Source organism: Prevotella sp. HMSC073D09 (assembly GCF_001814145.1).
In the GTDB taxonomy this organism is placed as follows: domain Bacteria; phylum Bacteroidota; class Bacteroidia; order Bacteroidales; family Bacteroidaceae; genus Prevotella; species Prevotella conceptionensis.
In genome coordinates, this window is sequence record NZ_KV815038.1 from 40,325 (window position 1) to 52,319 (window position 11,995).

8 protein-coding genes are annotated in these 11,995 nt (G+C 48.4%); 2 read left to right on the forward strand and 6 right to left on the reverse strand.

Translation table 11 applies throughout. The features are described 5' to 3' along the window. Positions 1–50: 50 nt before the first annotated feature. The 5 genes from HMPREF2955_RS01900 to HMPREF2955_RS01920 all read right to left on the reverse strand — a co-directional run bounded on the left by HMPREF2955_RS01900 (position 51) and on the right by HMPREF2955_RS01920 (position 6,816). The gene (locus tag HMPREF2955_RS01900) at positions 51–1,250 is read right to left on the reverse strand and encodes a fimbrillin family protein (protein WP_070720356.1); all 1,200 of its coding nucleotides are present in this window, start codon (positions 1,248–1,250) and stop codon (positions 51–53) included. Between the two features lie 14 nt (positions 1,251–1,264). Further along, a complete protein-coding gene (locus HMPREF2955_RS01905; protein ID WP_070720359.1) occupies positions 1,265–1,489 on the reverse strand; it encodes a hypothetical protein in 225 nt (74 codons plus the stop codon). Between the two features lie 1,967 nt (positions 1,490–3,456). Beyond that, a complete protein-coding gene (locus tag HMPREF2955_RS01910; protein ID WP_070720361.1) occupies positions 3,457–4,896 on the reverse strand; it encodes a DUF5723 family protein in 1,440 nt (479 codons plus the stop codon). A gap of 498 nt (positions 4,897–5,394) precedes the next feature. Continuing rightward, positions 5,395–6,018: a porin family protein gene (locus tag HMPREF2955_RS01915; RefSeq protein ID WP_070720363.1), complete on the reverse strand. Its 624-nt coding sequence runs from the start codon at positions 6,016–6,018 to the stop codon at positions 5,395–5,397. Between the two features lie 147 nt (positions 6,019–6,165). Continuing rightward, positions 6,166–6,816, reverse strand: coding sequence for an outer membrane beta-barrel protein (locus HMPREF2955_RS01920; protein ID WP_083317595.1), 651 nt, complete (start codon positions 6,814–6,816; stop codon positions 6,166–6,168). Between the two features lie 375 nt (positions 6,817–7,191). Here HMPREF2955_RS01920 and HMPREF2955_RS01925 point away from each other — a divergent pair, with 375 nt between their 5' ends. Further along, positions 7,192–8,208, forward strand: coding sequence for a hemolysin activation protein (locus tag HMPREF2955_RS01925; RefSeq protein ID WP_070720364.1), 1,017 nt, complete (start codon positions 7,192–7,194; stop codon positions 8,206–8,208). A gap of 97 nt (positions 8,209–8,305) precedes the next feature. Next, positions 8,306–10,453: a GH92 family glycosyl hydrolase gene (locus tag HMPREF2955_RS01930; protein ID WP_070720366.1), complete on the forward strand. Its 2,148-nt coding sequence runs from the start codon at positions 8,306–8,308 to the stop codon at positions 10,451–10,453. 346 nt (positions 10,454–10,799) lie between these two features. Here the strand turns inward: HMPREF2955_RS01930 and HMPREF2955_RS01940 are convergent, their stop codons facing one another. Then, complete coding sequence (locus HMPREF2955_RS01940) at positions 10,800–11,789, reverse strand: YqiA/YcfP family alpha/beta fold hydrolase (protein WP_070720370.1); 990 nt, start codon at positions 11,787–11,789, stop codon at positions 10,800–10,802. Positions 11,790–11,995: the final 206 nt, after the last annotated feature.

Sequence of the window (11,995 nt, forward strand, 5' to 3'; positions counted from 1 at the left end):
TTATTAGGTGGCGAATCTGTTTACCCGTAAAAGTTAATTATTGTACAAATCTATCCATTTAACGGAAGAACCGTATTTTTCCCATTACATTGGGTGTTGTAAAATCTTCTTTCACACCAAGTAACCGTTTCACCTTCATTTGGATCTCTTGCATCAGTAAGGGCAATGGCTATTCTATTCGCCTTGTCAACAACCAAAGCAGCGGGCGTTTTTCTACCGCCACCGTAGATGGATTCATTGATGCCACCCACCGAACCATCGGTAAACAGATACTGATGTCCGGCAAAGTTTAGATTAACATTGAGTTCGTAAGACTTGTTAGGTTCCAAGGTGAGGCCTTTGTTAAAGGTAAACTCCTTGTTTAGCAGGTCTACATTGTAAATCATGCCAGCAGTGAACGTTAGTTTCAGCTTGCTCACTTCGGTAGACATTAGTACAACCACCCCTTCGTTGCTTACGGTGGTGTATGCGTTGCCCACCTTTTGGGCTGCGGGGAAGGTGAGGTTGGCAGACATTGGCGCGCCCGCTGCGGTAGTCCATGTGCCAGTGGCTGCGTTGTAGGTGGCAGAAGCTGGCACGGCGTTGGCGTTGATGCCTTCGAGCTTGGCCTTTAAGCCTGTGCCCGGAACGATGCTGCTGTTCACCTTAATCTTGATTAGTGCAGCAGGACGTTTCAAAGTGAACCTCACCGTCGGCTTGTTTGTTGCCGTTGCGATGTCTTGTGTGGTGCGCCCGAAGAATGCCGTACTAGCATCTGCGCGAGCCACGGTAAGGTTGTTGCCGTTGCGGGTGAATTTATTGTTGTACAGAACAAAGTCGTACTTGCCCGCCGCAAGCGTAATGGCTGGGCTAGACTTGTCGGGTACGAAACCGCCGGCAGAAACCGAACCCTTCATTTCACCCTTAAACGCCTTGGTTGCGGCATCGAACACCAGCATGGTGTACGTGCTGCTGCCCTGGGCCCTTGTTTGCACGGGGCTTACCTCTTGTGCATCGTACTTCAAGGTGTAGTCTGCCAAAAGGCCGTCGCCCAAGTCTATGCCTTGTCCTTCGGCCAGAACGTCGTTACCGGCCGTTCGTGTTTCGCGCTTTTGTCCGTCGGCATTGTAGCCTTCAAAGTCTACCTTAAACGCAATGTCTTGCAAAGCGTTCACGTCATTCTGTTTCGCTTCTTCTCTTTCGTTGCTACAAGCAGCGAAAGCCATTAGGGCCACGCCCAAGAAGCCTGATAAAATAGTATGTTTGCTCATTTTTCTCTTATTGTTTAATTACCTAATCCTTCTTCAAAATCGACGTCCTCGTCGAACATTGTGCCTTTTGCACCACCAACAGTGCCACCACCCGTACCGGCGTTTCCACCTGGCTGCCAAGGTTCTTCTTCAACGGGGTAGTTTCCTTTGCTGCCGCAGAAGAAACTTTCGGCTTCTACATTAACTATTGTACACTGCGCCGCAGTGTAGGGTTTCTTTCTAAGTTCTTGTTTGTTCATATTTCTGTCGTTGTTTGAGTGATAATCTTTTTGCCTGATTTAAATTCTTTTTAATCCAAATAAACCGAGAGAGTAAGGGTAGTACGAGCCTGCCCAAACCGTTTTTCGTAAGAAAACACGGCGTTCTGCCCACCATATCTATAATGGGGCTTACATCATTTTAACAGGTGCTGTTGTTTGTTATCCATCCTTCTTGAATGAAAGTTTAGATTGCTAACCATCCGTAGACGGTTGAGTTGTCAAGAATACTTCTAGCTATTTAGCAGTTTTTTCTATCAGTTAAGATGCGTTATGCAAATATAGATATGTGTCAATAAGGAGCGATATTGGGGTTGAATGCGTCCCCTTAACTCCTGATGCCGCAACCTTGCCTCTCTAACTTGCATTGCGGCATGCCTGATTTCAGTTGCGAAGGTACGGGTATTAAGGAATATCTCCAAAAAAAAACAACCTTTAACTATCTGAATTGATGTAAATCAATCGGAGTGCGTGCAGCGCTTCAGGCCGAAACACGGCGAAGGCGGCACGTTGTTGGCTGTAACTGGCTGTGGTTGTTGCAGATAAAGCTTATCTATATGGATGTTAAAGCTAAGTCGAAACGGCGCTGCACTGTAACCCCAATCGGCCTTTGCCCCACGCCAACGTGTAATGATACCCCCATTTGCTTTCGCCCATAACTTGTTGTCCCGACCACTCGTTCATCAACAAAAGCATGATGTTTGTGAACCATCCCGCCCGTTAACTTGTCAACAACGCCTCTTGTTAACTTGTCAACTTGTTATCTCGTTAACTCCCAATCTCGTCAACTTGTCTACTGGTCAACTCGTCAACTAGTCCTCTCGTCAACTTGTCAACTTGTTAACTAGTCAACTGAATATCTCGTCAACTAGTCCTCTCGTCAACTTGTCAACTTGTCAACTCGTCAACTGATTATTTCGTCAACTACCCATCTTTTGTCAGCTTTTCAGTAAGAATTTTAACATTATAAGTGCGTTTTTTTCCCGCCAACTGCCCTTCGGCCCGAAAAAATCGATTCTCGCGGAGGTTTATTTGGTGCAAAAGGGGGGTGGGGTATAAATACAGACACGGCCATTTTGTTTTGCATAAATGTGCAAAATATACAGATTGTTGTGCCATTAGATGCCCAAAAACTGCGATTTGTGGCTAAATGGACTGCAATTAGCACCAAAATACAGTGTATTTTGCACCAAAACGCAGTGCAATTAGCATCAAAACGCAGTGCATTTTGCATCAAAACGCAAGGTATTTAGCACCAAAACGCAAGGCGAAATGTATTAATATACATTGTATGCAGAGGCATAAATGTTCAATTTTGGGTGAAAATAGGTGCTGGATGAGGGCAAAAAACGCTTTTAAAAGTAGGTTTTTAGTGGTTAAAAGCAGGTTTTTGGGCATGAAAAAATGACGAACCAGCAACCAAATAGAAAGGCAAAATGGTGCTAAATGCACGTAATGTTCTTAAAAATGGACAGAAAGCATGTCGTGTAAGGCTGTAAAAAACGGCTAATTGCCTGCTAAAAGCTCTTGTTTTTTTCTAGAAGGGTGTGGCGAACAAGAGGTGTTTTGTAAAATATTTGTAAGGTTTTTTAAGTTGGTAGGTTTATGAGTTTGTAAGCTGTTTTAGTTGGTAAGTAGGTTGGTTTGTGAGTTTATAAGTTAGTAGTTTATGAGTTTATAAGTAGGTACGTTTATGAGTTTATAAGTTGTTTAGTTGTTTAGTAGGTCAGTTTGTGGTTTTATAAGTTGCTAGGTTTATGGGTTTGTAAGTTGTTTTAGTTGGTAAGTAGGTAAGTTTGTGGGTCTATTTGGTGGCATAATCTGTCGATTGGGATGGGAAGAGCCATAAGCAGACGATTGACTATCTGGTGTTCTGCTAAAAGCAATTTACCCCCTGCCCACGTTGAGAAGGGGCAGGGGGTAAGTTGTTTAGGCCGAGAAGAATAGAATTAGAACATCCCTTCGCGGCGGCTTCCTAAGGGGATGCTTATGCCAATCATGCCACTAATCGTGCGCGTATCTTGCCCGAAGTACATATAATCGGTGGCCAATGTAACAGGGCCAAGCTTGAAACCAAGTCCCAAGCCCTTGCCTTGGCTTTGTATCATCGAGTAGCTAAGGGCGATGCCGATGTGGCGGTTAAAGCTGTAATTGCCTGCAAGGGTCAGTTCGGATTGCGTATTTACCTCGCCAAAGCGTGTGGTGGAGAGCGCGCCAACGGTCAACTTGTCTTCGAGCAGCTTGTATTGTGCGCCCAACACCATGGTGGTGCGTAGCGAAGTGGTGCGCGATTTGCTCTCTTCGGCCTTTAAGTTCCACAGGTCTGAGTTAAACACGTCGCCGCTTTCTATGGTTTTTCTGAACTCACGGCGGTGCTCGCCTGCGTGTACGCCGTCGAAATCGTACTCGCGATTAAAGTCGGAAACACCATTGATGGTTTTGCCTTGACCCCACGAAATGAAACCCAGGTCGAGCAAGGCTGCCGATAGGGTAAAGTCGCGGCCAAGCTTATAGGCTGCTCCAAGGTCTACTGCTGCACCGAAACCGGCAAGACCACCGCCGCCATCAATGTCAATTTTGTCTACGTACTTTTTGTCGTCGGTAACGAAAGTCAAGCCCGCCATCGAGCCTTGCACCTCTGCACGCGCCTTGATGGTGGCCTTTCCCTTAACCTTTTGCAGCTGTTCTTCGGTAATTGTCGACCAGTCTTGGTTGGCTGCAATATCTCGCAGGTTGGTTTGCATGGTAATTTCGTCTACCTTCATGTTGATGTCTGCGATGCCAAAGAGCAGCTTAACCTTGGCTCCCAGCACCAGTCGGTCGCCAAAAGGCCTTGTGTAGCCCACGCCTGCCTCCATGTACGAGTTGATTTTGGCCTGCATACCATTGGTGTGCAGGTTGGCATTGGCCCACGATTGTTCGCTTAAACCGCGCGAAGCACGCATGAATTCGAACACGTCGCGCTTAACGTTTGCATCCAAATCGAGCCTTAAGCTGAGGTTAACGTTCCAGAAACCATCGCCGGCCCACCAGCCCGCAGCGGCCAAATCGCTGGCCAACGACATGTTCAGGCGGTTGTTGTCTTTCAGTTGGTTGATGAATTTGTCGGTGGTAAAGTAGTCGGCTGTCTTTGAGCTGTTCAGTATGTCAGAGAAATATTCAGACGAGATGGCGTTAGAACTAACGCCCGCGTTGATTGAGCCCACAAAGGGAACGGTGACATATCCGCGCGAAGGTGCAAGTGCGGGATTAAGCTGTTGCTTGAAACTTACGCCTTCCATGAAAAATGTTGTGCGATTGAATTGGGCGAACATCGCCATTGGAGCGATGCCCAACAATAGGGTTGCAAGAACTTTCAGCTTTCTTTTTGGGGTTGTTTTAATGTTCATCTATTATCGAGGAATTAAGTTATCAATCTTTTGATATTGTGCTGCAAAGATACAATTTCTTTTACATTTAGCAAAGTTGTTTAACGAATTATCGCACGAAAAAGTTAAAACAAATCTTGTGCGTGTGTTTTTTTTGCTGTGCAGTTGGTTTAGTTGATTGGCTCCTGGGGCATGTAATGTGTGGCCAATGCCTGTGTTTTCGGGTTAGTAAGCGTAACGGGGGGATGGGGTTAACGCAGGGAAAAGTCCGTAATTGAAAGGCCAATAGCTCCGTAACTTAGGCTGTTGGCGCATGGGGTAAGTGCGTGACAAGGCGAGAAAGTGCGCGAAACGGAAAACGAAAGGGAGCTGGGCGAGCAGCTTCTCGTGACTGTTCGCACATCTCCCTGTAAGTGTGTTAGGCCGGCTTTCGGCCTTTGCTTACCTCCTGGCATTGATGTTAGCTCCACGATACCACCCCTCGCGTGGGCGAAGCGTGGCTCGTGGTGCTGTGTATGTTTAAAGATCGAACTTGTACCCAACTGAAAGCTGGAACACGCTGTGCCTGTCTGACGAACGCGAATCGTCGAACAATGGAACTAAACCTGCACAATATCGTGCATCAATTACCACATTACTAAATTCGTATGATACGCCAATGGGAATGGCCACATCGAACTTGCGCAGCTCAACGTTGCTATACTGTGGGACAAGGTGAACAAATTGCTCCACGCTCATGTCTATGCTTGTTCCATTGCGTTTTACGCATGCTTTGTCGTTCACCAAGAAACCAGGTTGTAAGCCTGTTTTGAAGGCTAGCCCCTTTGTTACATAGAAATTGATGAGTAAAGGAATGTTAAAGTAATCAAGTTTTAAAGTCACATCTGTGCCGTTAATGCTCTGCTTTCCACCTTGTTGCGAGTAAAGTCCTCCAAAAGACAGGGCAATAAGTTGGTTAATCTGATAGTTGAGCTCTAAACCAGTTACCAGGCCTGCTTTCATGTCAAGGTTTTCATCCGATGCTAGGATGTTACTTAGGTTCAATCCCACTTTGGGTTGCAGACTGAATGTGCCAGATTCGGCTTGCGCGAATGTCGTTGTTGCGAACAGCAACGACAGGCAAAGGGTAGTAAACTTCTTCATTTAAATAAATGTTTTGTTGTTGTTTGATACTATGATATGTTTTTTCGGCCAAGCCGAGAGAAACCTTTGAAAGCAGTTGGCACTGTTGTTAGCCCTACGAAGCCACCCCTCGCGTGGGCGAAAAGTGGCTCGTGTGGCTATTTATTTTTAAAGATCGAACTTATACCCAACGGTGAATTGGAACACGCTGTTGTGCCCGTTGCGCCACCATGAGCGGGTGGTAACGTTGTTTAAGCCGAGGTTGTAGCGTGCATCGAACACCAATTGGCGATATTGGTACGAAATGGCGAAAGGCATAGAAAGGTCTACCGACTCGATGTAACCGTCGTCCCAGTGTAGGCGTTTCATCGAACGGTGGAAGTCTTCGTCGTAGCTGTATCCGTCCGTTCTTAGTGTCACGGCATCGTTCACCAGGATGCCCGGTTGCAAACCAACCTTTAACTCAAGCCCCGGCGCCACGTTGAAGTGCACCATGAAGGGCAGGTTGAGGTAGTCGAGATGGATGTCCGTGCGGTAATCCCTGCTGTAAAACCACGTGTTGGTTCCTTGTTGCGAATAGATAAGCGACCCGGAGAGCGTTATCACGTCGGAAACGCGGCAGCCCAGTTCGCCGCCCAAGGCCAACCCGAGACGCACATCTCCACCCCAGTTGGTAACTGTGGCGATGTTGAAACCGCCCTTAGGCATGATGTACCATTGTGAGGAGCGCGCATAACTGCGCCTGTAAGTTCGCCTACGTTGCGAAAAGGCGTTCACCGTGACGGCCAATAATAGCACCATCAATAAAATCTTTTTCATAATTCTAGTTGTTACAATTCAGTTGATATAGTAAATAATAATCTAAATAGATACGATGATGCAGAACCTGCACCATTAAGATTTTTCAAGGTATTCTCTCTATTATCTCGTGGCAAAGATATGTAAAAAAACAATACAAAGCTTATTCTGATATGTATTTTTAACTTGTTTTAGACTTGTTGTGTTGTAAGTGCTTGCTTTAACATTTGCCTATGCCAATAAAAACGTTTATCTTTGCAAGGCAAGGGAATGGCCATTGAGGGCCGCCCACTAACAGCTACAATTATCGTAAGGCACGTTTGCCGCCACGTCGCTACGCTTTATTTTGCACGGCGAAAAGGCAAAGGTTGCCCAAAAACAAACTAAATTGCCCCTATGAAGCATGCCGCAAAGATAGATGTTGCCGTATTGATATTGTTTTTTAACCGTCCCGAACCCTTTGAAAAGGTTTTCAGGGCGGTGAAAGAGGCGCGCCCGTCGCGGCTTTTTCTGTATCAAGACGGGCCGCGAGGCGAGAAAGACATGCCCGGAATTGAGGCTTGCCGCCGCATTGCCGCCGACATAGACTGGGAATGCGACGTGAAACACCTATACCAAGAACGCAACTACGGCTGCGACCCCTCTGAATATATCTCGCAAAAATGGGCTTTCTCGATGGCCGATAAGTGCATCGTACTGGAAGACGACGACGTGCCCACGCAGAGTTTCTTCCCCTTTTGCAAGGAAATGCTCGACCGATACGAACACGATGAGCGCGTGTGGATGGTGGCAGGCTTTAACAGCGACGAGCAAACAAAGGATGTTTCGGGCGACTACTTCTTCACTTCGGTGTTCTCCATCTGGGGGTGGGCCTCGTGGCGAAGGGTAATCGACACGTGGGATGCCGACTATCGGTTTATGGACGACCCCGAAACGCTGAACCAACTGCGCCAACTTATCGCCCAACGGAAGCTTCGTCCCGACTTTTTAAAGATGTGTGCCGACCATAAGGCAAGCGGAAAAGCCTATTACGAAACCATTTTCTGGGCCTCGATGCTGCTCAATTCGGGCGTGGCCATCATGCCCACGCGCAACCAAATAAACAATATCGGGGTGATAGAAGATTCTACGCACTTCTCAACCCTCAACACCATGCCTGCTCCTTTGCGCCGCATTTTCACCATGAAACGCATCGAGCAGCACTTTCCCCTTACGCATCCGCCCCACATCATCGAGCATGTGGCCTTTAAAGAGCGCGTTTATCGCCGCCACGCATGGGGACATCCGTGGATTAAAACGCGTTATGCCTTTATCGAACTGTGGCTCAACCTGCGCCACGGCAACTTTAAACAGATTGGCAAGTCTGTGGCTAAGCGCGTAAGAATGTGGCTCGGCATGGAGAAACATCGCTGATAACGATACATTGGCAGCACCTGTTTCTCCCCGAAAAAGGCAGGTTGCCGCAACCCCTCTAAAACAAAACAATAATATAACAACAACAGACATGACAATGAAAAAACTCTTTGCCTTAGCGGCATTTCTCACGGTTGGGATTGGCGCATGGGCGCAAAACCTTACCCAATACGTAGACCCCTACATCGGTACAGGCGGACACGGACACGTGTTTTTGGGCGCAAACGTGCCTTACGGACTGGTGCAGGTTGGGCCAACGCAATATAAACGCGGTTGGGACTGGTGTTCGGGCTACCATTACAGCGACTCGGTAATCATCGGTTTCGGACAGATGCACCTCAGCGGAACGGGCATTGGCGACCTGGGCGACATCGCTTTGCTGCCCACAACCGATGCAACGCAACACGATGTGATGTTCTCGCACAAGGGCGAACACGCACGTCCAGGGTATTATTCGGTGATGTTGAAGTCGGGCGTAAAGGTAGATCTCACCGCCACTGCCCGCGTTGCGTTTCACCGTTACAGCTATCCAACAGATGCACAAACGGCTTTCATAAGGCTCGACCTATCGCAAGGCATCGGTTGGGACAAGATGACGAAGAGCGCGTTTAAGCAAAACTCGCCCACAGAACTGTCGGGTTATCGCTATTCCACGGGCTGGGCAAAAGACCAACGCGTGTATTTCGTGGCCCAATTCTCGCGGCCTGTTACAATGGCTACGAGCCAAGGCGACAGCTTGGCCGTGCTTTCAACCCCCAATAACGACGAACCGCTGCTGGTGAAGGTGGGAATTTCGCCCGTGAGCGAAGACAATGCGCGCGCCAACATCGCTGCCGAACTGCCCGCGTGGGACTTCCGCGGCACGGTGGCTAAGGCCAACGAGGCATGGAATAAGGAGCTGAGCAAGATTGTTATCACCACCGACGACGATGCTGCACGCCGCACTTTCTACACGGCCATGTATCATTCGATGTTCGCCCCCTCGGTGTTCAACGATGTTAACGGCGACTATCGCGGAGCCGACGGTAAGGTGTATCGCGGCGATTTCAAAAACTACACCACCTTTTCGCTGTGGGATACCTATCGCGCTGCCCATCCGTTGATGACCATTATCCATCCCGAAAAGCAACGCGACATAGCACAAACCATGCTGCATATCTACGAACAGCAGGGCAAGTTGCCCGTTTGGCACCTCGTAGGCAACGAAACCGACTGCATGGTGGGCAATCCGGGCATCCCCGTGCTGATTGACATTGCCCTGAAAGGCTTTGATGTGGATAAGAATAAGGTGCTAGAGGCGGCCAAAGCATCGGCTATGCGCGACGAGCGTGGAATGAGTTTGCTCAAAAAATACGGCTATCTGCCTTGCGACCTCGACCCCGAATACGAAACCGTTGCTAAGGGATTGGAGTACGCCTTGGCCGATGCCGGCATTGCCAAGCTTGCCAAACAGCTGGGACGAACCGAAGATTACAAGTACTTTTTAAAGCGTAGCCAGTCGTATAAAGACCATTACTTCGACAAGAACACGGGCTTTATGCGTGGAAAAACATCGGATGGCAAGTTCCGCGAGCCGTTCGACCCCTTCAATTCGGTGCATCGCCAAGACGATTACACCGAGGGCAACGCATGGCAATATGCTTGGTTGGTGCCTCACGATGTGCACGGGTTGGTGCAATGCTTTGGTGGCGACAAGCCATTTGTGGCAAAACTCGACTCACTTTTTATTCTAGAAGGTAAGATGGGTGCCGATGCGTCGCCCGACATATCGGGACTTATCGGCCAATATGCCCATGGCAACGAACCCAGTCACCACATTATATATATGTACAACTATGTGGGTATGCCCTGGAAGGCCGCACCCAAGTTGCGACAAGTGATGAATACGCTTTACACCGACGGCATCGACGGACTTAGCGGCAACGAAGATGTGGGGCAGATGTCGGCTTGGTACATCCTTTCTTCTATGGGATTGTATCAGGTTGAGCCTGCTGGCGGCAAGTATATCTTTGGTTCGCCACTCTTTAAGAAAGCTGTGGTGAACGTTGGTGGCGGCAAAACGTTTACCATTGAGGCCAAAAACAACAGTGCCAAGAACATCTATATTCAGAGTGCTAAGCTTAACGGCAAGATGTACACCCGTTCGTACATCGACTATAAGGACATTATGAAGGGTGGAACACTCGAATTTGTGATGGGCGAAAGGCCTTCGGCGTTCGGAACGAAAGCCGCCGACCGCCCCTAACCATGAGGCTTAGGCATCGTGCTTGTTGCATAGATGTAGCACAAAACAAAAAGAATGGCGTTGCGAGTAGCCAAAGGCATACTCGCAACGCCATTCTTTATGTGTGTATATGCCCCTAGAAACGCGCTCTGCTCGCAGTTGTTGCGCGGGTATGTACCATCGGTGGCATGGCAAGGGGTGTGCCTGCTGCCTCTATGGCTAAGCGTAACGAATTGTGTTGAAACCCATTTGGGCGCGTACAAGAGGCCTTGTACAGGGGCTACAAGCAGCATTCTACGGTTACAAATTGCTAACACACGAGCGTAAAAACTTAGTTGGCGCGTGACAATGGTAGTCGTAAATGGGGTTATTGTCCGCCAAGTCGGTCGAAAAACACGATGACGTCGTCCCATGTTTTGAGGTCGTTTCCGCCGAAAAGGATGGACGAACCAAGAAAGTTGGGGTGCTCGTGGCGCGAGATAAGGTAGTCGCCATAGAGCAGATTGGTGTTGTTGCAGAACACTACGCGGTTGAATGCAGGTGCATTGAGGTATTGTTCCACCCATGCCAGCTGTGCCGTTAGATGCTCGGGAACGTTTGTTGGCGATGGTGCAAGTATGTAAACATCATAGTTTTCGATGAGCATTTCGTAGGCTTTGTGCATGCTGGGCATCGGCTTTTGGTAGCTGTCGGCCAGTGTATTGGCGTGGATGAACACGATAGGGCGTTGTCGGCCCGTCTGCTTATCGTCAATTTGGCGTATCAGCGGCACCAGATAGTGCATCGCTATCTTGTCGGTTAGTCGATGTCCACCGTGAAAGCGTATGGCCGTGGGGTAGTGTTGGGCGAAGAGGTCGAAGGTATCTACGCTCGTATCTTCGTCGCCGAAAAGTCCTATTACGCGTTGTTGTTCAGCCTCGTCGATGCCATTAAATAGCAATGTGGTAATCTCCTTGTACTCGTTTACCAAGGCCTTAGTTACAATAAAGTCTTGTATGCCGTCTGTTCGCGGGTTTTGAAAGGTCTGTTTACCCACCATATTGTGTTTCACCATCGTGTCGCCCATCTCGAATGCGGGGTTAATCAGTATGCGGTCTGTGCCTCTAAGCATCTCGGCATACATGCCGCCCATTGATGTTCCGATGATGAGGTCGGGCTTTTCGGCATCGCATGTTTGCTTCAATAGTTCTAATGCTTCGGCAGGATGCAGAGGGAGGTCGGGCGCGATGATGGTGGCCGCGGGCATAAGTGTACGCAAGAGCGTTACTGTTCCCGACTGACCCGACGAGCCAAAGCCGTGAACGTACATTATTTTCTTGCCCGACATCAGTGCGGGATATGTTTTTGTTGGGTCCATTTTTTATTAGGAGTTATTTTTAGGAGTTATGGAGTTAAGGAGTTATCACTCGCTTTGCTCGTTAGGAGTTAAGCCGTATGCATGGGAGTTGTTTTTAGGAGTTATGGAGTTAAGGAGTTATCACTCGCTTTGCTCGTTAGGAGTTAAGCCATATGCAAGGGAGTTGTTTTTGGGAGTTATGGAGTTAAGGAGTTATCACTCGCTTT

Coding starts and splice junctions, on each gene's coding strand:
- HMPREF2955_RS01930 (WP_070720366.1), top strand. CDS start 8,306: ATGAAAAAACTCTTTGCCTTAGCGGCATTTCTCACGGTTGGGATTGGC.
- HMPREF2955_RS01900 (WP_070720356.1), bottom strand. CDS start 1,250: ATGAGCAAACATACTATTTTATCAGGCTTCTTGGGCGTGGCCCTAATG.
- HMPREF2955_RS01920 (WP_083317595.1), bottom strand. CDS start 6,816: ATGAAAAAGATTTTATTGATGGTGCTATTATTGGCCGTCACGGTGAAC.
- HMPREF2955_RS01915 (WP_070720363.1), bottom strand. CDS start 6,018: ATGAAGAAGTTTACTACCCTTTGCCTGTCGTTGCTGTTCGCAACAACG.
- HMPREF2955_RS01925 (WP_070720364.1), top strand. CDS start 7,192: ATGAAGCATGCCGCAAAGATAGATGTTGCCGTATTGATATTGTTTTTT.
- HMPREF2955_RS01910 (WP_070720361.1), bottom strand. CDS start 4,896: ATGAACATTAAAACAACCCCAAAAAGAAAGCTGAAAGTTCTTGCAACC.
- HMPREF2955_RS01905 (WP_070720359.1), bottom strand. CDS start 1,489: ATGAACAAACAAGAACTTAGAAAGAAACCCTACACTGCGGCGCAGTGT.
- HMPREF2955_RS01940 (WP_070720370.1), bottom strand. CDS start 11,789: ATGGACCCAACAAAAACATATCCCGCACTGATGTCGGGCAAGAAAATA.